The sequence below is a fragment of the Pseudomonas batumici genome (assembly GCF_000820515.1).
GTDB lineage: Bacteria > Pseudomonadota > Gammaproteobacteria > Pseudomonadales > Pseudomonadaceae > Aquipseudomonas > Aquipseudomonas batumici.
In genome coordinates this window covers 1-19941 of sequence record NZ_JXDG01000008.1, presented here as the reverse complement: position 1 = coordinate 19941, position 19941 = coordinate 1, and the positions used below count along the sequence as shown (strand labels likewise).

Genomic DNA, 19941 nt, shown 5'->3' with positions numbered 1-19941 from the left:
CGCTCGATGCCAGTCCCCTCGTTTTCCACATCGACACGCGCCGCTCAACGCGGCATGGCCGCAACGCTGATGATCCTGTTCGTCGGCATGGCGCTGACCGTGACCGCCCTGGGGATGATGTACGGCATACGCGGTGCCCAGCAGCAGCAAGTGGCGGCACACGCCACCTCGCCGGCGGAGTCGCGGGTCTGGAGCGGTGTGGAATGGGTGCGCCTGTACTTGCAGCAGCAGTTGCTGCAGGACAGTACCCTGGCCAATGTCACCGTGGGCAACCTGCCCATCAGCGCCACCGGGCTCAGCGCGCAGATCATCTCCAAGGTCGCCAGCGGCAGCAGCACGCTGGTCACCGCCACCATCACCGCCACCAACAACCTGGCGACCAACACCCTGCAGGTGGTCTACCTGCTGACCCCGGCCACCGCCGCGAGCGCGCCCGCCAGCGGCAACCTGCCGCCGGCACTGCAGTTCAACGGTGACTTCAACTACAGCGGTGGCAGCCTGTCGATCACCAACGGCACGACCCTGGCGAATATCGCCGTGATGGGCGTGCTGACCATTTCCAACGGTTCACAGGCTACTGTCTCCGGCTGCGCCAAGGGTGGTATCAACCTCAGTGGCGGCGGTATCGTGGCCAACGCGACCCTCAACACCGAGGGCACCTTCTCCATGAGTTCCAGCAGCCAGCCGTCTGGCCTGACCGTGGGGGCCAAGACCGTCAATATCACCCAGTCCGGCGGCAGCTATGTGGCGATCACCGCGGGCGCCTTCAAGGCCAATGTGCTGTCGGGCGGCTCGACGATCGGCACCGCCCTGGTCGGCGGCACGAAAAACACCGACAACTCGATCACCGCCGCCAGCACCGGCACCGCCCTGATCACCCTCACCGACGGTACGGTCTATACCCTGAACCTGAGCAAGGTCACCCAGTCCGGCGGGGTTATCACCACGACGGCCGGCGCGACGCTGATTTCCGGGACCGGCACCCTGCCCGCCAGCATCTCGCTGACCTACAACTCGGTATACGGCGGCGGCGTCAACTTCCTCACCGGTACCGTCGGCACCGTCTGGGGCGACACCCTGACGTTCGGCGGCTACAGCGGCACCTACACCACGCTCAAGGCGAACAGCGACGTATCGATCCTCACCGCGACTGTGGGTCAGTTCCAGGGCGGCGGCAATTTGAGCGTGAAGTCATCCAACACGCCATCGTTCACCACGGCCAGCCAGATCGCCGGCAAGGTGCTCAACCAGGACGGCACGACCTACACCGGCACCGCACTGGCGAACCTGACGCAGAATGTCGCCGGTGCCTCGCCCGGCCTGCCCGGTGTGCCGTACTGCAACATCACCGTCTCCGCGGTGGACGTCACCCCCCTGAAAAGCCAGGCCAACTACGTGTTCGACTTTGTCAGCGGCGTGCCGACGTTGACGATCCAAAACGTCAAGACCTCCGCCGGTACGACGGTGTCAGCCGGCCCCTACAACCTTGCAACCACCGATATGCGCACCCTGCTGGGGTTCAACTTCCTGACCTGCAACTATGGCAACACCACGTGCGGCAGCAGCGCGTCCCCCAGCAACGGATGGACTTTCACCGGTATCAAGGCCCTGCCGCCGGGCGTACTCTGGTTCAATGGCAATATCACCCTCGATGGCGTACAGAGCCTGAGCCAGTTGAACAATACCGTGCTCAGCAACGGCAATGTCACCCTGACCAGCAGCGGCCATGTGCCCTTGTACTCGCCGAACTTTGCCGGCTACACCAACCTGTGTACCGGTTCGTTCTACCCGACCAACCTGTGCAACAAAACGGCAGGGACCCTGGCCACCTGGACCGACTCGTCCAATGTGGTCCACAGCGGCCTGCCCATCGGCAACATCGCCATCGAGGCCAACGGCGGGCTCGCCAGCAGCGGCTGGACCCTCTATGGCAACGTCATCCTCGGCGGCCTCGTCACCACCACGGGGAGCACCACCAATATCAAGGGCGCGCTCTCCACCGGCGGCAACGGCACCAGCACGACCACCATTTCCCAGGGCGGCATCGCCATCGACGTGTCGAGCGTGACCGCCGACCAGACCATCACCACCACCCCGCCCAGCACGGGAGGTGGCGGCTCGGCGACCCAGGCCTCGACGAAAGTGCGCTGGATCCGGGCGTATTGATTCAGCGCCGCCCTCACCCGTCCCTTGTCTTTGTGTCAGCAGTGCTGACACTTTCGCATCATCCTGATCGACGATTGTTCCAGCCACCGCACCCGGACTATAGTGCCGTGCACGTCCAAGGCAGGAGCCTACACAGTGCACTCACATTTCCCATCGCGTCGTTTCTCCCTTTGTGCCCTGGTCATCAGCCTGGCGCTCACGGCCTGTAACGCACCACCGCCCTCTACTGACACCGCCCTGCCCGCCGCACCGGAAATCGGCACGGGTTATCGCACCGGCCTGCTCACGCAACACGCTGCTCGGCACATGGCCGCGGCGGCCAACCCGCTGGCGGCCGAGGCCGGTAGGGAGATCCTGCGCCAGGGCGGCTCCGCCGTGGACGCCGCGATTGCCATGCAAGCCGTCCTGACCCTGGTGGAACCGCAGGCCACCGGGATCGGCGGCGGCGCCTTCATCATGGTCTGGGACGGCAAGCAGGTGCATGCCTACGACGGGCGTGAAACCGCACCGGCGGGCGCCACCGAGAAATTGTTCCTCAACCCTGACGGCACGCCGATGGCCTTCACCCAGGCACAGATCGGTGGGCGCTCGGTCGGTATTCCTGGAGTGATGCGTGCCCTGGAACTGGCCCATCGCACCCAGGGCCGCCTGCCCTGGGCGAAACTCTTCGAGCCCGCCATCCACCTGGCCGAACAAGGCTTCCCCATTTCACCGCGGCTGCACAAGCAGATCGTCGCCAGCCCGTTCCTGCCCCACTCGCCAGCCATGGCCGCGTACTTCCTCAATGCCGATGGCAGCCCGAAAGCCGTCGGTACAACGCTGAAGAACCCGATGCTGGCCGCCGTGCTCAAGCGCATCGCCAACGAAGGCACGGACGCGCTCTACAAGGGCGCCATCGCCGAGGAGATCGTCGCGGCGGTCAATGGCAGCGCCAACCCCGGAACGCTTTCGCTGGCCGACCTGCAGGGCTATCAGGCCAAGGAGCGCACACCGCTGTGCTCCGACTACAAGCAATGGAAGCTCTGCGGCATGCCACCGCCGTCCTCCGGCGGCATCGCCATCGCCCAGATCTTCGGCACCTTGCAGGCCCTGGAGGCGAAGGACAAACGCCTGGCGCTGCCCCCGCTCGGCCCGGTGAAAAGCACCAGCCCCGCCGGTCTCGAACCACGCCCGCAAGCCGTGCACCTGATCGCCGAAGCCGATCGCCTGGCCTATGCCGATCGAGGCTTGTATGTCGCCGACAGCGATTTCATCCCGGTGCCGGTCTCCGGGTTGGTCGACCCCGCTTACCTCGCCAGCCGCGCCCGCCTGATCGGCGAACGCAGCCTGGGCCAGGCCGAGCCCGGGGTGCCGGCCGGGATCCAGGTGGCCCTGGCCCCGGACCGCTCGCCGATGCGCATTTCCACCTCGCAGATCGTCGCCGTGGACGACCAGGGCGGTGCCGTGTCGATGACCACCACGGTGGAAAGCTCGTTCGGTTCGCACCTGATGGTCGAGGGTTTTATCCTCAACAACCAGTTGACCGACTTCTCCTTCGTCCCGAGCGAAGACGGCAAGCCGGTGGCCAATCGCGTCGAGCCGGGCAAGCGTCCACGCTCGTCCATGGCGCCGACCCTGGTGTTCGACCGTGCGAGCGGCGACTTCCTCGGCACCGTCGGCTCCCCCGGCGGCTCGCAGATCATCGAGTACGTCGCCAAGACCCTGGTCGGCCTGCTGGACTGGAAGCTCGATCCGCAATCGGCCATCAACCTGCCCAACTTCGGCAGCCGCAATGGTCCCACCGAACTGGAGCAAGGCCTGTTCTCGGCGCCACTGGTGAAGGCCCTGCAGGACAAGGGGCACACCGTCAGCGAACTGGACATGACCAGCGGCACCCAGGCAATCATGCGGGTACGTGACAACAAGGGACAGTCGTCATGGGCCGGCGGCGCCGATCCGCGGCGTGAAGGCGCGGCCTTGGGCGACTGAAACATCTCGACACACCCTGACAGGACAGCTCTTCACAATATGTTGAGAAACCGCCCCGTATACTTTTTCGATCAACAGATTGTCTTGCGACCCGACTCCTCCCTTTCGGTATCACTATGCGAATGACACGCCCCTTCCTGCTTTTGCTCCTGATGAGTTGCCTATTGTTCTTTTTCGGACTGGGCAACCGCGAGCTGCAAGGCTCCACTGAATCCCGGGTGGCCGGGATCGCGATGGAAATGCACCTGACCCAGGATTGGGTCACCCCGCACCTGCTGGGCGAGCCCTTTCTGGAGAAACCACCGCTGAGCCTCTGGCTCGACTCCAGTGCCATCCAGCTGTTCGGCGGCACGCCCCTGGCCGTGCGCCTCGCCTCGGCCTTCGCCGGCCTGTTCACGGTGCTCGCGCTGTTTGCTTTCCTGCGCAAGATCGGTCGTCCCACCCTGCTGGCCTGGACCGCCGCCGCGATGCTCGCCACCATGGCCAGCTACCTCGGCAATGCCCGCCAGGTCGGCGAAGACGCGCTGCTGAGCCTCGGGGTGACCCTCGCCCTGCTGGCCTTCTTCCGCGCCACCGAGCAACGGGCACAGGGCAACCAGACCCTGGCCGCCTGGTGTGTATTCGCCCTCGGTATCGTGATCTCGACCTTGAGCAAAGGGGTACTGGGCCTCGCCCTGCCCGGAGTGGTGATTTTCGCCTACCTGGTAAGCCAGAGCCTGATCGACAAACGCTTCACCTTCGGCGACTGGCTGCGTCCGGCGCTGTTCGCCGCGATCGGGCTGATCCCCCTGCTGATCTGGCTGGTCCTGCTCCACCAGCGCGGCGGCATGCAGGCCGTCACTCAAGTGCTGTGGGCCAACAGTGTCGGTCGCTTCAGCGGCTCCTTCACCAGCGCCGGGCACTACGAGCCGTTCTACTACTACCTGGCCAAGCTGCCGGAAACCTTCCTGCCCTGGAACCTGCTGGTGTACCTGGGCCTGTGGAACCTGCGCAAGCGCCTGGCGGACAATCGCCACCTGCTGTTCGCCACCGTCTGGATCCTGGCCCAGTTCACCCTGCTGACCCTGGCCTCCAGCAAGCGCATGGTCTACATGATGTCCATGGCACCCGCCGCCGCCATCATCGCCGCCGAATACGCGGCGGTGATTCTCGAATGGCTGCGCCGGCGCTCGGCCACCTCGTCCTTCAGCGCCAAACTGGTGAAACATCACCGTCCCCTGGCCATGGGGCTGCTGGCGCTGGTGGTCTGCGGCTACCTGGTCGCGGCGGTGATGGAGTCGCGCTCCGACCTCAAGAACTCCTTCAAGCCGCTGACCGACCAGGTCATCGAACTGCAGGCCCACGACAAGCAGGTTGCCTTGTTCCAACCGGAAGAACGCCTGGCCTCCACCGTGTTCTATACCCAGCGCCAGCAGCAGGTGCTGATGACCGAAGCCGAGTTGACGACCTTCCTGGCCGCCTCGCCGGACAACGTGGTCATCATCGACCAGGGCATTAAAGTGTCGGCACCGCCGGCACCGGCCAAGGTCCTGGCCACGGTCACCATCGGGGGCAAGCGGATCTACAACTTCTATGGGCAGTAAGTTGCCCCACCCGCTCCATGGGTAAAAAACCGGCGCCTCGAAGCGCCGGTTTTTTTTCGCCAGGGAAAAACCGGCTTCCCTCACAGACAAACAACGCTATCCTCGCCACCCGGCCGTTCAGAAACATGCTGTATGACAAAATGCCGTTCAGCTATTTGTGCTACCGCCGATACAAGCTCTACCGACAAATTCAGCTGGCTCCAACAACAACACCTTCCAGCCACCCGATAGCACGCGACACCAAGTTCCTGGAGGAATTCGATGAATAGCTGGTTTGGCAATATCAGCGTCAACCTGAAACTGGGCCTGGGATTCGGCCTGGTTCTGCTTCTGACCACTATCCTGGCCCTGACTGGCTGGAGCAGCCTGGGCGGTCTGATCGACCGCAGCAACTGGATGAGCGACATCACCCAGCTCAATGCCTCGCTGACCAAACTGCGCGTGGCACGCCTGCAATACATGCTGGCCAACGGCGACGAAACCGCCGCACAGAACGTCCAGGTCAACCTGGACGCGTTCGTCGCGCAACAGCAGAAGCTGATCGCCAGCTTCAAGAGTCCGGAAAACCTCAAGCTGCTCAAGCAACAGGCCGACGTCATCAGCCAATACCAGCAATCGCTGAAGAAGATGCGCGATGCCTATCGCACCGGCAACGGCGCACGCCAGACCATGGGCGACAACGCCGAGGTCGTCGGCAAGCTGATCACCACCATCCACGACCAGGTGCTGCAAATGCCGCCCGGCGAGGAGGGTCGCTTCGAACGCTTCCAGGCCATCAACCGGGCCAAGGAACAGTTCCAGCTGACACGTTATGAAGTACGCGGCTATGCCGCCAACAGCACCCCGGAAACCGAGCAGAAAGCCTTCAACCAACTGAACGAAGCGATCGACGGCCTCAAGGCACTGGCGCAAGCGTTCAGTAGCGCCGAACAAGGCTCCGTGAGCCAGCTCGAAACCGCCCTGGGCAACTACCGCAACGCCTTGCAGGCCTACAAGGCGGCCAACGCCGCCATCGTGCTGTCACGCAAGGAAATGACCGACCAGGGTACCGACATCGTCTCGCTCAGCGAAACGCTGTACCAGATCCAGCTGGACCGTCGTGACAGCGAAAGCGCCCAGGCCCGCACCTTGCAGCTGGGCAGCACGCTGCTGGCGTTGCTGGTCGGGATTCTCGCCGCCGTGATCATTACCCGGCAGATCACCCGCCCGATCCGCGACACCCTGGCCGTGGTCGAACGCATTGCCGCCGGCGACCTGACCCACAACCTGGTGGTGACCCGCCGTGACGAACTGGGTGTGTTGCAACAAGGCATCCAGCGCATGGGCACGACCCTGCGCGACCTGATCAGCAGTATCCGCGACGGCGTCACCCAGATCGCCAGCGCCGCCGAGGAACTGTCCGCGGTCACCGAGCAGACCAGCGCCGGGGTCAACAGCCAGAAAGTCGAAACCGACCAGGTCGCCACGGCCATGCACGAGATGACCGCCACCGTTCAGGAAGTCGCGCGCAATGCCGAAGAGGCGTCCCAGGCCGCCGCCGCGGCGGACGGTGAGGCCCGTGAAGGCGACAAGGTGGTCGGCGAGGCCATTGCCCAGATCGAACGCCTGGCCACCGAAGTGGTGCGCTCGACCGAAGCCATGACCGTGTTGCAGCAGGAAAGCGACAAGATCGGCGCCGTCATGGACGTGATCAAGGCCGTGGCCGAACAGACCAACCTGCTGGCGCTCAACGCCGCCATCGAAGCGGCCCGGGCCGGCGAAGCCGGACGCGGGTTTGCCGTGGTGGCCGACGAAGTGCGCGGCCTGGCCCAGCGCACGCAGAAGTCCACCGAGGAGATCGAGGGCCTAGTGGCCGCCTTGCAGAACGGCACCCAGCAAGTGGCGAACGTGATGAACAACAGCCGCAGCCTGACCGACAGCAGCGTCGCCCTGACCCGCAAGGCCGGTAGCTCACTGGAAAACATCACCCGCACGGTGTCGAACATCCAGTCGATGAACCAGCAGATCGCCGCGGCGGCCGAACAGCAAAGCGCGGTGGCCGAGGAAATCAGCCGCAGCATCATCAACGTACGAGACGTGTCCGAACAGACCGCTTCGGCCAGCGAAGAAACCGCGGCATCCAGCGTCGAACTGGCCCGCCTGGGCAATCAATTGCAGATGATGGTCAGTCACTTCCGCGTGTGACATCACGGCCTCGCCTGCTCCACGGAACGGAATCCATGGAGCAGGCGAGCGTGAAGGTGATGGGATCAGACGCAAATCGCGTTGGTGAACACCAGCCGATTGTCGAACGGATCGTTGATCGTCATGTCCAGGCTGCCCCAAGGCATGGCCTGGATCTCGAGCGGCGTGTCGCCGCTTGCCCTGTCCAGCAACTGCGCCCTGAAGACCTCCAGTTCGTCGGTCTCGATCCGCAGCGCCGCCCCCGGCATGGCATCGCCATTGTGCTCGCTCAAATGCAGCACGCAATCGCCCCGGGACACTTGCAGGTACAACGGAAACCCGGGCTCGAAACGGTGCTGCCAATCGACACGGAACCCGAGGAAGTCAACGTAGAACGCCAACGCCTTGCCCTCGTCGTGGATCCGCAAGATGGGAGTGGTTTTACCGAAGCTCATGACGGGTCTTCCTGGCTACCTGATCAAAGCACTTCGGCCTGGAAAGCAGATTCTTTAATAGCCAGGTGCCACCACCCCCAAAAGCGCGAAGTCAGTCGCAAAAACCGCGTCGCAAAGCGCCGGTCCCGCGTCACGCCATCTCGTTGAGAATCCACTCGGTGACCGAAGTGCGCTTGGGCACCCAGCCCAGCTGTTCGCGGGCTTTCTTGCCGCGCACCCGGCTGTTGGAGCCCAGGCCGTAGTTGGCCATCTCATAACCCCACTCGGCTTCAGCGTCGGCCAGCGGCCAGTCCTGCGGCTCGCCCAGGTTCAGGGCCCGGGCCATGGCGGTGGTCATCTCGATGAACGCGGCCTCGCCGCTTTCCACGAAGTAGAAGGCTCCCGCCGGGGTCTTCGTCAGTGCCAGCAGGTACAACGCCACCACATCATCGATATGCACGTTGGACCAGATGTTCCGGCCGGTGCCGACATGGCGTACCACACCACTCTTGCGTGCCTGCTTGAGCAGACGTGGCAATTGCACGCTGTCGCGGTTCACGCCCTGGCTGTGGCCGTAGATCAGCGTGTTGCAGAGCACCGCCGAGCGCACGCCGAACGCTGCCGCGCCCAGGACCAGATTGTCGATGGCCACGCGTGCGGCCTTGTCGACGGTCGGTTCGGGCAGTTGGTCTTCGTGGTAGATGCTATCGCTGGCCAGGCCGCCGGAGGCGTCGCCGACGATGCTCGAACCGCTGGTGTGCAGGAACACCTTGTCGGAACCGCGCAGGGCGCCGAGCAAGGCTTCGACCGCACCGCGATGATCACTGCTGGCGGCGTTGATCACCGCGTCGGCCTGCCGTGCCTGCTCGGCGAGCAGCGTGCTGTCATCCAGGGTGCCGATCACCGGGATGATGCCCAGATGACGCATTTCCTCAGCCTGTTCGGCGCTGCGCACAAGGCCCGTGACCTGATGACCGGCCTTGACCAGGCCAGTGGCGATGGAACCACCGATAAAGCCGGCGGCGCCGGTAATGAAGACGTTCATGGAGAAACTCCGTGCAGGGATAAGTGATAGGGCCAGTATCGAAGACTTATCCGTGCCGAATAAGCCCGTATGACCCAATTCACTCTTGCGCGGGAATCACGAATTACCTGAAAAAATCGACGTCATCGTCGGAGCACCTCCGGGAGCAAACCAGCGCCTACACGGCATAACCCGCCAGCTTGTCCTGGATAAAATCGAGGAAGCATTGAATCCGCAACGCCAGTTGCGAGTTGCGGTAGTACACCGCGTGAATCGGCTGGCGATAGCCGCTATTGGCCTCGGGCAGAATCACCTGCAGACGCCCGGACTGGATATCCTGGTGGGTCATGAAATGCGACAGACAGACAATGCCCTGTCCTTCCAGCGCCAACTGGCGCAAGGTCTCGCCGCTGGATGCGCTGATACCCGGTTGGATCTGCCAACGATCGCCCTGGGCATGCCGCAACGGCCAATGGTTCAGGCTCTCGGTCTGGGTGAAGCCGAGCAGCGTATGCGTGGACAACTCACTGACGCTGGCCGGCCCCCCATGTTTCTCCAGATACGCGGGGCTGGCGAGGATATTCAGCGGGCTGCTGCCCAGGGAACGCGCATGCAGGGTCGAGTCCGCCAGGTTGCCAATACGGATGGCGATATCGGTGCTTTGCTCCAGCAGGTCGATGATCAGGTCGTTGCTGTTGAGCTCCAGTTGGATATCCGGGTACAGGCGGCGAAACTCCGCGATGTAAGGCACCACCGCATGCAGCATGAAAGGCGAAGCGGCATTGATCCGCAGGCGTCCGGCCGGCGTCTGCTGGCGCAGGGAGAGGCGCTCTTCCAGTTCATCCATCTGCTCCAGGATCTGCTTGGCCCGCTCGAAGAAGAACTTGCCCTCCTCGGTCAGGTCCATGCGCCGCGTGGTGCGGTTGATCAAGGTGGTTTCCAGCTTGGCCTCGAGCCGCGACAGGCTTCGACTGACCGCCGAAGGCGTCTGGCCGACCTGCTCGGCCGCGGCGGAAATCGAACCGCACTCGATCACGCACACGAAGATCTGCAACTCATCGGATCTGGCTTTCACCTGTGTCCCTCGCTGGAAAAACAGCCTTGAGAGTAGCCGCCCACAGCCTCGAAGCAAATCGCTTTTGCTGTAAACGCAGGAATAGAGTGCTGATTGTTGCCTTCTCCAGCTTTCGGAACGGCGCCTCCCCTCGCCGGCTAGCCGCCGATCAGCAGGTGGGTTCCCAGTAAACCCAGGCCGATAAAGAACACCCGCTTGAACAGCACGGCGCTGACCCGCTGGCGCAACCACTGCCCGAACAGCATGCCGAGGAGCGCGGGGGCCAGGACCAGCAATGAGGCGCCAAGGGCGCCATCCCCCAGCACCCCACGCCAGAACAACCCGAGTGCCAGCGCCAGGGTCGAGACGCTGAACGACAGGCCCAGCGCCTGCACCAGCTCATCCTTGTTCAACCCCAGCGCCTGCAGATAAGGCACGGCGGGAATCACGAAGACGCCGGTGGCCGAGGTGATGATGCCCGTGACCAGTCCACAGACCGGCCCCAACCAACGCTCCGTCCGAACACCGAGCCGCAGCGCCGGTAGCAACAGGCCGCTCAACGCGTACAACAGCAAGGCGGCGCCCAACGCCCGCACCACCCCATGAGCGCCGTCCATCCCGCCGAGCCACAGCGTGCCGGCGGCGGTGCCGAGGAAGATCGCCAGCAGCATCGGCCACAATCGCCCAAGCAGGGCCGGCAGATGCCCACCCGCCGCCAGTTGCCAGACATTGGTCAGGGTCGCCGGGATGATCAACAGGGCCGCAGCCTGCGTCGGTGCCATAGCCAGGCCCAGCAGGCCCATGGCAACCGTCGGCAGTCCGAGGCCGATCACGCCCTTGACCATGCCCGCCAGCAAGAAGGTGCCCAGCACCAGCAGCGAAAGGGCCAGGCCCAGGGATTGGTAAAACTCGATAACGGTCTTCATGGCCACAGACTGGACCCGCGCGACGGGTTTGAAAATCTGTCATGCCTTGAGCTAGCCTCTTGCAAAGAGAGAGGCTGAACATGCACTTCGACCTGATCGACCTCCGGCTGTACCTGAATATTCTCGACGCCGGCAATATCACCGCCGGGGCGGCGCGCAGTCATTTGTCGCTGCCTGCCGCCAGTGCGCGGATACGGGCCCTGGAAGCGTCCCTCGGCACACCGTTCTTCCAGCGCGGCCGCCGTGGCGTCACCCCCACGCCCGCGGGCAAGGCCCTGGCCCAGCATGCCCGGCTGATGCTGCAACAGGCCGAACACCTGCGCCAGGACCTGGCCGAGTACGCCCGTGGCGTAAAAGGCCAGGTCCGCCTGCTAGGCAACAGTGCCGCGATCAGCGAATACCTGCCAGAACGGCTCGCGGACTTCCTGTGCAGCCACCCGCACATCGACATCGACCTGCAGGAGTTGCCCAGCCTGCGCATTGTCCACGCCATCAGCCAAGGCGCGGCGGAGATCGGCATCGTCTCCGACGCGGTGGATACCCTGGACTTGCAGACCCGCGCCTTCTGCGACGATCCGCTGGTGCTGGCGATCCCCCGCGACCACCCTTTGGCACGGCAGCCGCAGTTGCGCTTCAGCGATACCTTGCGCCACGAACAGGTCGGCCTGCCCGCCGGCAGTGCCCTGGCGGTGTACCTGGAAGAGCAGGCCCTGCACCTGGGGATGCGCCTGCAACTGCGCGTGCGGGCAGACGGATTTGACGGTGTGCTGCGCATGGTCACCCGCGGTGCCGGTCCAGGCATCGTGCCCCAGGCGACCCTGGACCGCTGGCCGGACGCGGCGTCCCTGGTCAGCCGCCCACTGCCCGAGCCCTGGGCCAGGCGCAAGCTGCTGCTGTGCGCCCGTTCGTTCGAACACCTGCCGGGTTATGCCCGGGCCTTGCTCGACGCCTTATGCGCTCATGGGCAGGTCGATGTCGAACCTGGACAACTGCCCCGCCCCGACGACCGCTAGGGTGCAGGCTTCCTCAAGAACCTGCGTCCGGAGCCCAGCATGTCCAATCCACCGATCACCGTTCTGCGCGACACCCACCCGTTGCCGGTCCTCGATGCCTGCAAATGGGAAAAACTGGCGGGCGACCCGCACACCGTCAACCTCAACGCCTACACCAGCGAAGACGGCAGCAAGATCATGGGCACCTGGATCTGCACCCCGGGCAAATGGCAGGTCGAATACGTGAAGTGGGAGTACTGCCACTTCCAGGAAGGCTACTGCATCATCACCCCGGACGGCCTGGCGCCGATCCACCTGCGCGCCGGCGATATCTTCGTGATCGAGCCCGGGATGAAAGGCACCTGGGAAGTCGTGGAAACCGTGCGCAAGTACTTCGTCTTCGCCTGATCCCGCCCAGCCTGGACCGAACTGCCGCGACCGACGGCAGACACGCATCGGTGGGTGGCGCGCTTCAGCCTCTGGAAGCCGCCCCACCGACGCGCTTCAGAACAACCCCAGCTGCCCGCCGATCAGGGTGCTGAAGTCGTCCTGCACAAACGGCAGGATTGCGTCCGCCACCGGTTGCAGCTGCCGGGTGATGTAGTGGTCGTAGTCGATTGGCGCGCGCCGGATCTCCAGCGGCTCGGGGCCGGCCAGGGTGATCACGTAGCTGATCCAGCCACCGCTCTGGTACTGCCGGGGTCGACCTTGCGCGTCGTTGTACTCGTCGGCCAGGCGCGCCGCCCGGACATGGGGCGGCACATTGCGCTGGTAGTCGCCCAACTGGCGGCGCAGGCGCTTGCGATAGACCAGCCGCTCATCCAGCTCACCCGCCAGGGTCCGACGCACATAGTCGCGCACATAATCCTGATACGGCACCCGGTCGAAGATGCGCCGGTACAGCTCCTGCTGGAAGTCCTGGGCCAGCGGCGACCAGTCGCTGCGCACGGTTTCCAGGCCCTTGTAGACCATCTCCCGGGAACCGTCGGCACGGCTCACCAGGCCGGCATAACGCTTCTTGCTACCCTCCTCGGCACCGCGGATGGTCGGCATCAGAAAGCGGCTGAAGTGGGTTTCGAACTGCAACTCCAGGGCGCTGCTCAACCCGAGTTCCTGTTGCAGGTGCTCGCGCCACCATTGGTTGACCTGCGCCACCAGGTTGCGGCCGATCCGCGCGGCGTCTTCCTCGCTATGGGCCTGTTTGAGCCAGACGAAGGTGGAGTCGGTGTCGCCATAGATCACCGCATAACCCTGGGCTTCGATCAGCTGTCGGGTCCGTCGCATGATCTCGTGGCCACGCAGGGTGATGGAGGACGCCAGGCGTGTATCGAAGAAGCGGCAGCCGCTGGAACCGAGCACGCCATAGAAGGCGTTCATGATGATCTTCAGGGCCTGGGACAGCGGCGCATTGTGCTCGCGCTTGGCCGTCTCGCGGCCCTGCCAGACGCTCTCGACGATGGCCGGCAGGCAATGCCGCGTGCGGGAGAAACGCGCCCCGCGAAAGCCGGCCACCGAGTCGCTGTCGTCGGGATGGCGCAGGCCCTCCACCAGCCCCACCGGGTCGATCAGGAAGGTGCGGATGATCGACGGATACAGGCTTTTGTAATCGAGCACCAGCACCGACTCGTACAAGCCGGGCCGCGAATCCATCACGAAACCGCCGGGGCTGGCTTCAGGGGTGCGCTCGCCCAGGTTCGGCGCGACGAAGCCCTGGCGATGCATCAGCGGCAGGTACAGATGGGTGAAGGCCGCCACCGAACCGCCGCTGCGGTCGGCGGGCAGGCCGGTGACCGTGGCGCGTTCCAGCAGGAAGGTCAGCAACTGGGTCTTGTCGAAGATCCGCGTCACCAGCTCGCAGTCCTTGAGGTTGTAGCGCGCCAGGGCGGGCTTGTCCTCGGCGAACATGCGGTCGATCTCGTCCATGCGCTGGTACGGGTTGTCGATGGACTTGCCCTCGCCCAGCAGCTGTTGCGCCACGTATTCGAGGCTGAAGGAGGGAAAGCTCCAGGTGGCCGAACGCAGGGCCTCGATGCCGTCGATGATCAGCCGGCCGGCGGCCGCCGCGAAATAATGGGTGTTGCGCGCGCCGTTGTCGCGCCAGCCCATGACGTCGCCGCCACGGCCCAGGCGCAGCGGCACCTTCAGGCGCTCGGCGTGCTCATGCAGCACCCGCAGGTCGAACTGCACCAGGTTCCAGCCGATGATCGCGTCGGGGTCGTGCAGGGCCAGCCAGTCGTTCAGGGCTTCGAGCAAGCCGGCGCGGGTGTCGCGGTAGTCGAACTTGAAGTCGACCTGCGTGGCATCGCCGTTCGGCGGTCCCAGCATGTACACCTGACGCTCGCCGCAGCCCTCCAGGGCGATGGAGTACAGCTCGCCCTGCATGGTGGTCTCGATGTCGAGGGATACCAGTTTCAGGCGCGGGCGATAGCCCGGCGTCGGTTTCATCTGGGTGTCGAGCAACGGGCCGTCCGCGTTGGCCGTGCCGCTGAACAGGACCGGCGCGGTGATGAAGCGCTCCATCAGGTAGCGCTCGGGCGGACGGATATCGGCTTCGTAGACATCGACGCCGCTCTTGCGCAGCAGCTTTTCGAGGTTCATCAGTTGCCGGTGTTGCTGGCAATACAGGCCGAGCACCGGGCGATGGTGGAAGTCCTGCAGTTCCAGGGGACGCAATTCGACCCCGCGCTCGCCCTGCAACAAGGCTTCGGCGCGTTGGCGATGGGCAACGGGAATGAAGGCGACGGAGGGTTGCGGCGGCAGCCGGACATGCCGGGGACCGTGGTCGGTCGCCAGCCAGAACTCGACCTGCGTGCCCGTGGGGGTGTCGCGCCAATGCCGGGTCAGGACAAAACCCTGCTGTAGATCCACCACCCGTACCTCGAAAACTTTTTCAGGGGGATGATTCTACGCGTCCTGGCCGTTCAGGTGTCTCACAGGTCGAGAGAACACCACAAAACCTTGTAGGAGCCAGCTTGCTGCGGGCGGCGTTCCGACGATGAGGCCCTTGAGCCTTGCAGCGCCTGATCGGACGCCATCGCCAGCAAGCCGGCTCCCACAAGGTCTACGGTTTGCGATAGGAGTTAACGATCGCCGAGAAATCCTTGCCGCCTTCCCCACGCAGACTCATCGCCTGGTAAAGCTGCTGCGCCACCGCACCCAGCACCACCGGCTGATGCGCCTGACGGGCCGCTTCCGTCGCCAGCCCCAGGTCCTTCAACATCAACTCGGCGCCGAAACCGCCGGTATACCCGCGCGACGCCGGTGCCGTATCGACGATCCCCGGCCAGGGGTTATAGGTCTCCGAACTCCAGCAACGCCCGGTGGAACTGTTGATGACCCCGGCCAGCACCTGGGTGTCGATCCCCAGCGCCGCGCCGAGGGCCATGGCTTCGCTGACCCCGACCATGGAAATGCCCAGCAGCAGGTTGTTGCAGATCTTGGCGATCTGCCCAGTACCCACTTCGCCGCAATGGACGATATTGCGGCCCATCTGCGCCAGCACCGGTTGCAGGGTGTCGAACAGTTCCTGGGAAGAACCGACCATGAAGGTCAGGGTCCCGGCCGCGGCACCGCCGGTACCGCCGGAAACCGGCGCGTCGGCCATCGCCACGCCCTGCTTGGCCGCCGCCGCCGCGACATCCTTGGCGGTCTGCGGATCGATGGTGCTGCAGTCCACCGCCGGCACGCCCCGACCGATACCGGCCAGCACCCCGTCCTCGCCCAGCCAGACGCTGCGCACATGGGCCGCCGCCGGCAGCATGGTGATCACCAGCTCGCTGCCCTGGGCCGCGGCTTTCGGCGATTCGCTGATCGACCCGCCGAGGGCCGCCAGCTCCTGCAACACGGTCTTGTTCAGGTCGAACAGGTTCAGGCTGTGCCCGGCCTTGATCAGGTTGCGCGCCATCGGCGCGCCCATGTTGCCCAGGCCGATAAATGCAATCTTCATGGCAGCTTCCTCGTTCAGCGCAGATGGATGGTGGTGTTCACGCCGTGGTTCTCGCTGTCGTCATCGAACCAGCGCGCGGTGACCGTCTTGGTCTGAGTGTAGAACTGCACCACCTGCTTGCCGTACGGACCGAGATCGCCCAGCTTCGAACCGCGCGAACCGGTGAAACTGAAGAACGGTACCGGCACCGGAATCGGGATATTGATACCGACCTGGCCGATATCGATTTCGTTCTGGAACTTGCGCGCCGCGGCACCGCTCTGGGTGAACAGGCCGGTGCCGTTGCCGAACGGGTTGGCGTTGACCAGGGCAATCGCCTCGTCGAGGGTGTCGACTTCCAGCACCACCAGCACCGGGCCGAAGATTTCCTGGGTGTAGATCTGCATGTCGGTGGTCACCCCGGAGAACAGGGTCGGGCCAACGAAGTTGCCGTGTTCGAAGCCCGGCACCTGGACGCCGCGACCGTCCAGCTCCAGCTTGGCGCCTTCCTTGATACCGCTTTCGATCAGCCCCAGCACGCGCTCTTTCGCCCGCTTGGAAATCAGCGGACCGACATCGGTGCCCGGCTCGCTGCCGGCGTTGACCTTGAGTTTCTGCGCCAGGGCCTTGAGGTCCGGCAGCCACTGTTTCGCCGCGCCCACCAGCACCACCACCGAGGTGGCCATGCAGCGCTGGCCGGCCGCGCCGAAGCCGGCACCGACCAAGGCATTGAGGGCCTGTTCGCGGTTGGCATCGGGCAACACCACCGCGTGATTCTTCGCGCCCATCATCGACTGCACACGCTTGCCGTGACGGCCGGCGAGGTCATAGACATGGGTGCCGACCGCGGTCGAACCGACGAAGGACACCGCCTTGATGTCCTTGTGGGTGCACAGCGCATCCACCACATCCTTGCCGCCGTGCACCACGTTCAGTACACCAGGCGGCACACCGGCTTCCAGCGCCAGTTCCACCAGCAGCAGCGTCGACAGCGGGTCCTGCTCGGACGGCTTGAGGACGAAGGTGTTGCCGCAGGCGATCGCCATCGGGAACATCCACAGCGGAATCATCGCCGGGAAGTTGAACGGGGTGATCCCGGCGCAGACACCGATGGGCTGGCGCAGGGTGTAGGTGTCGACACCACCGGCGACGTTCTCGGCGAACTCGCCCATTTGCAGGGTGCCGATGGAGCAGGCGTGCTCCACCACTTCCAGGCCACGGAAGATATCGCCTTCGGCGTCGGCAATGGTCTTGCCCTGCTCGGCGCTGAGGACCACGGCGATGCGCTTGGAGTGTTCGCGGATCAGTGTTTGCAGCTTGAGCATGATGCGCATGCGGGCGCCGATGGGGGTCAGCTTCCAGGTCTGGAAGGCGCGCTGGGCGGCCGCGATGGCGGCGTCCACTTCATCGGCGGTGGCGAACGGGACTTTGGCCAGGACTTCCTGGGTCGCCGGGTTGACGATGTCATGCCACTCATCGGTTTTGGATTCGACCCACTCGCCATCGATCAGCAGCTTGGCGGTCTTGAGGGTGGCGTCGGGCTTGAGAGAAACGTTCATGGAATTCTCCTGAATTATTGTGGGGCCGAATCCGAAGCGGGCGAGGCAGCGCCCGGGCATGGTGACTGGACTGTTTTTGGAGTATAGATGTGCGTTCTTCTAATAAGAATGCACATAAAAACCGGACCAACATGCAAAAAAACATCACGTCTTTGGGTTCATTGAACTGGGACGACCTGAAGTTTTTCCTCGAGGTCGCCCGTACCCGTAAAGCTAGCAGCGCGGCCAAACGCCTGGCGGTGGACTACACCACGGTGTCGCGGCGCATCAGCTCGCTGGAGGGTGCGCTGGGCACCCTGCTGTTCGAGAAGTCGCGCACCAATGGCTTTGTGCTGACGGCCGAAGGCCAGCGCTTGATGGGGTATGCGGAGTCCATCGAGAGCACCTTGCACATGGCCTGCGAGCAGGTCTCGGGGTCTGGCGTGGCGCTGTCGGGGCATGTGCGCATGGGTTGCACGGAAGGCTTCGGCAGCTTTTTCATCACCCCGCAGTTGAGTCATTTCGTCGACGCGTACCCGGCGATTTCCGTCGATATCCTGCCGTTGCCGCACTTCATCAGCCTGTCCAAGCGCGAGGCGGATATCGTCATTGCGCTGGAGCGGCCAGAGCATGGGCCCTATGTGTGTTGCAAGCTGTGCGACTACCGCCTGCAGCTCTATGCGACCCAGGAGTATCTGGACCAGCACCCGCCGATCCGCCGCGCCAGTGATTTGGGTCGGCATCGGTTTGTCAGTTATGTCGATGACCTGGCGTTCAGCAATGAGCTGCTTTATCTGGCCAATGCTCTACCGAATGCAACCGCCAACTTGCGCAGCACCAGCGTGATCGCCCAGTTCGTGGCAGCGCAGCAGGGTCGGGCGCTGGCGATCCTGCCGTGTTTCCTGGCGGCCCAGGACCCGAAGTTGCTGCCGGTGCTGACGGATGAGGTGAATATCACCCGGCAGTTCTGGATGTACTGCCGGGAGGATCTTCGCAAGTTGAAGCGGATTACCTTGTTGTGGGACTACATCCGGGATGTGACGGAGCGCAATCAGGCGCTGTTGATGGGGAAAAACCGGGAGATGGTTTTCCACGACTGATCCCACCCACACGGCAACGGTCGAACACGATCCCTTGTAGGAGCTGGCTTGCCAGCGATGAGGCCCTTGAGCCTTGCAGAGCCTGATCGGCCGCCATCGCCAGCAAGCCGGCTCCTACAGGTTACGTGGCGTTTTCAGAGTCTCGTGCTGTGTCCAATCAGGCCTGCAAGGCGCTTGCCTGCGGATCCGTGAACCGCCCCTGCATCGCATCCAACGCATCGCATCCATCCTGCTGCAACAGATAGGCTGCTGCGGCGAAATGCTGGAGATCGCGATCGCAGGTATTTCCGATGCTCATGCAAGTCAGGCTGTGGCTCAGGTCGCGAGCCGCCTTGAGGCGCTGTATGGCAAATTCGTAGAGGTTACGCACCGGGACATCGAGCTTGAGGTAGAGGACCGGGGCGTCAGTGAGGTTGCTTTGTAGCGGGCGGAAATTAGTCATGGTGTCACTCCGTAATAGTCATAGAGTCACCAACATCTGCGGCTAAACAAACGAGGGTGGCAGCTGTACGCGGGTTAGCCGACCGGGACTATTACGAAACCCGGCACACCCGCAGGTGTCCCACGCACAGCCGCCATAGCAAAAAACCAGGCAGCAAAAAGCGCCGATATCATAGGGCGCTTCTGCGTTTCGTAACAGTTTCGATCGGCTAAGACCGGTCACCGATTCGTCGATGACCACCGAACTATAGTCCAGTGACTCGCCGAATAGCTGCCGCTTTTACACCCTGAAATACGTGCCAGTACCGCTGCCAGCGATGGCATTTTTACTCCCTGCGGACAAGGCATTCCGCCGTCGCGTCAGCCTTTTTAACCAGGCAACGTCAGACCTTTCTGTTTTTTATCAGACCCATTCAACCCACCACCCAGGACACGCAGAATCCGACCTTTACTGACTGAGTAAAGGACTACGGATGTTCACTTCAGCGCCCATGATCGCCCTGTTTTCAAGCTCACTCGCCTTGAGTCCGAAGGTCCATTCGAGGCCTTCAACTCATGCCTAAATACACCTTCAAACCCGGCACCTGCCCGCTGCTGGCGGCGGTATTTCCATTGCGCTACGCCATT

The 19941-nt window shown here is 63.8% G+C and carries 15 protein-coding genes and 1 pseudogene; 8 read left to right on the top strand and 8 right to left on the bottom strand.

Annotated features, from left to right (window positions below):
• Positions 1–6: 6 nt before the first annotated feature.
• The 5 genes and pseudogenes from UCMB321_RS04070 to UCMB321_RS31690 all read left to right on the top strand — a co-directional run bounded on the left by UCMB321_RS04070 (position 7) and on the right by UCMB321_RS31690 (position 7901).
• Positions 7–2166 (top strand): beta strand repeat-containing protein, encoded by a 2160-nt coding sequence (locus tag UCMB321_RS04070; RefSeq protein WP_040064064.1) that lies wholly within the window; start codon positions 7–9, stop codon positions 2164–2166.
• Positions 2167–2301: 135 nt separating this feature from the next.
• Positions 2302–4134: a gamma-glutamyltransferase gene (gene ggt / locus UCMB321_RS04065; RefSeq protein ID WP_040064063.1), complete on the top strand. Its 1833-nt coding sequence runs from the start codon at positions 2302–2304 to the stop codon at positions 4132–4134.
• Positions 4135–4250: 116 nt separating this feature from the next.
• Positions 4251–5717 (top strand): ArnT family glycosyltransferase, encoded by a 1467-nt coding sequence (locus UCMB321_RS04060; protein ID WP_040064062.1) that lies wholly within the window; start codon positions 4251–4253, stop codon positions 5715–5717.
• Between the two features lie 261 nt (positions 5718–5978).
• Positions 5979–6998: pseudogene (locus UCMB321_RS31695) on the top strand (methyl-accepting chemotaxis protein); the annotation flags it as partial.
• Positions 6999–7037: 39 nt separating this feature from the next.
• Positions 7038–7901 carry a methyl-accepting chemotaxis protein gene (locus UCMB321_RS31690; RefSeq protein ID WP_425338531.1) on the top strand — a complete coding sequence of 288 codons (864 nt, stop codon included), beginning with the start codon at positions 7038–7040 and terminating at the stop codon, positions 7899–7901.
• 65 nt (positions 7902–7966) lie between these two features.
• Here UCMB321_RS31690 and UCMB321_RS04050 read toward each other — a convergent pair whose 3' ends face one another.
• The 4 genes from UCMB321_RS04050 to UCMB321_RS04035 form a co-directional block, all read right to left on the bottom strand.
• Positions 7967–8335 (bottom strand): glyoxalase superfamily protein, encoded by a 369-nt coding sequence (locus tag UCMB321_RS04050; RefSeq protein WP_040064059.1) that lies wholly within the window; start codon positions 8333–8335, stop codon positions 7967–7969.
• A 130-nt stretch (positions 8336–8465) separates the two neighbouring features.
• Entirely contained in the window at positions 8466–9359 is an 894-nt protein-coding gene (locus tag UCMB321_RS04045; RefSeq protein ID WP_040064058.1) for an NAD-dependent epimerase/dehydratase family protein, read from the bottom strand.
• Positions 9360–9516: 157 nt separating this feature from the next.
• The gene (locus UCMB321_RS04040) at positions 9517–10413 is read right to left on the bottom strand and encodes a LysR family transcriptional regulator (protein ID WP_040064056.1); all 897 of its coding nucleotides are present in this window, start codon (positions 10411–10413) and stop codon (positions 9517–9519) included.
• Between the two features lie 137 nt (positions 10414–10550).
• Positions 10551–11318, bottom strand: a complete 768-nt coding sequence (locus tag UCMB321_RS04035) for a sulfite exporter TauE/SafE family protein (RefSeq protein ID WP_040064054.1) — start codon at positions 11316–11318, stop codon at positions 10551–10553.
• An 80-nt stretch (positions 11319–11398) separates the two neighbouring features.
• On the opposite strand from UCMB321_RS04035, the gene UCMB321_RS04030 reads away from it, so the two are divergent.
• Both UCMB321_RS04030 and UCMB321_RS04025 read left to right on the top strand, forming a co-directional pair.
• Positions 11399–12331 carry a LysR family transcriptional regulator gene (locus UCMB321_RS04030; RefSeq protein WP_052451067.1) on the top strand — a complete coding sequence of 311 codons (933 nt, stop codon included), beginning with the start codon at positions 11399–11401 and terminating at the stop codon, positions 12329–12331.
• A 39-nt stretch (positions 12332–12370) separates the two neighbouring features.
• Entirely contained in the window at positions 12371–12718 is a 348-nt protein-coding gene (locus UCMB321_RS04025; RefSeq protein ID WP_040064052.1) for a cupin domain-containing protein, read from the top strand.
• A gap of 96 nt (positions 12719–12814) precedes the next feature.
• On the opposite strand, the gene UCMB321_RS04020 is transcribed toward UCMB321_RS04025, so the two are convergent.
• The 3 genes from UCMB321_RS04020 to UCMB321_RS04010 form a co-directional block, all read right to left on the bottom strand.
• Entirely contained in the window at positions 12815–15178 is a 2364-nt protein-coding gene (locus tag UCMB321_RS04020; protein WP_040064189.1) for a DNA polymerase II, read from the bottom strand.
• Between the two features lie 193 nt (positions 15179–15371).
• A complete protein-coding gene (mmsB, locus tag UCMB321_RS04015; protein ID WP_040064051.1) occupies positions 15372–16256 on the bottom strand; it encodes a 3-hydroxyisobutyrate dehydrogenase in 885 nt (294 codons plus the stop codon).
• A 14-nt stretch (positions 16257–16270) separates the two neighbouring features.
• On the bottom strand, positions 16271–17794 hold the full coding sequence (locus UCMB321_RS04010) for a CoA-acylating methylmalonate-semialdehyde dehydrogenase (protein WP_040064049.1): 1524 nt from the start codon (positions 17792–17794) through the stop codon (positions 16271–16273).
• Positions 17795–17925: 131 nt separating this feature from the next.
• Between UCMB321_RS04010 and UCMB321_RS04005 the strand changes: the two genes are divergently transcribed.
• Positions 17926–18873 (top strand): LysR family transcriptional regulator, encoded by a 948-nt coding sequence (locus tag UCMB321_RS04005; protein ID WP_040064047.1) that lies wholly within the window; start codon positions 17926–17928, stop codon positions 18871–18873.
• A gap of 157 nt (positions 18874–19030) precedes the next feature.
• Here the strand turns inward: UCMB321_RS04005 and UCMB321_RS04000 are convergent, their stop codons facing one another.
• On the bottom strand, positions 19031–19315 hold the full coding sequence (locus UCMB321_RS04000; protein ID WP_040064046.1) for a hypothetical protein: 285 nt from the start codon (positions 19313–19315) through the stop codon (positions 19031–19033).
• Between the last annotated feature and the right edge of the window lie 626 nt (positions 19316–19941).

Excerpts from the sequence above, each read along its gene's own strand:
- UCMB321_RS04070 (WP_040064064.1), top strand. The coding sequence starts at position 7 with ATGCCAGTCCCCTCGTTTTCCACATCGACACGCGCCGCTCAACGCGGC.
- UCMB321_RS04045 (WP_040064058.1), bottom strand. The coding sequence starts at position 9,359 with ATGAACGTCTTCATTACCGGCGCCGCCGGCTTTATCGGTGGTTCCATC.
- UCMB321_RS04030 (WP_052451067.1), top strand. The coding sequence starts at position 11,399 with ATGCACTTCGACCTGATCGACCTCCGGCTGTACCTGAATATTCTCGAC.
- UCMB321_RS04050 (WP_040064059.1), bottom strand. The coding sequence starts at position 8,335 with ATGAGCTTCGGTAAAACCACTCCCATCTTGCGGATCCACGACGAGGGC.
- UCMB321_RS04000 (WP_040064046.1), bottom strand. The coding sequence starts at position 19,315 with ATGACTAATTTCCGCCCGCTACAAAGCAACCTCACTGACGCCCCGGTC.
- UCMB321_RS04005 (WP_040064047.1), top strand. The coding sequence starts at position 17,926 with ATGCAAAAAAACATCACGTCTTTGGGTTCATTGAACTGGGACGACCTG.
- UCMB321_RS31690 (WP_425338531.1), top strand. The coding sequence starts at position 7,038 with ATGGGCACGACCCTGCGCGACCTGATCAGCAGTATCCGCGACGGCGTC.
- mmsB (WP_040064051.1), bottom strand. The coding sequence starts at position 16,256 with ATGAAGATTGCATTTATCGGCCTGGGCAACATGGGCGCGCCGATGGCG.
- UCMB321_RS04010 (WP_040064049.1), bottom strand. The coding sequence starts at position 17,794 with ATGAACGTTTCTCTCAAGCCCGACGCCACCCTCAAGACCGCCAAGCTG.
- UCMB321_RS04035 (WP_040064054.1), bottom strand. The coding sequence starts at position 11,318 with ATGAAGACCGTTATCGAGTTTTACCAATCCCTGGGCCTGGCCCTTTCG.
- UCMB321_RS04060 (WP_040064062.1), top strand. The coding sequence starts at position 4,251 with ATGCGAATGACACGCCCCTTCCTGCTTTTGCTCCTGATGAGTTGCCTA.
- UCMB321_RS04025 (WP_040064052.1), top strand. The coding sequence starts at position 12,371 with ATGTCCAATCCACCGATCACCGTTCTGCGCGACACCCACCCGTTGCCG.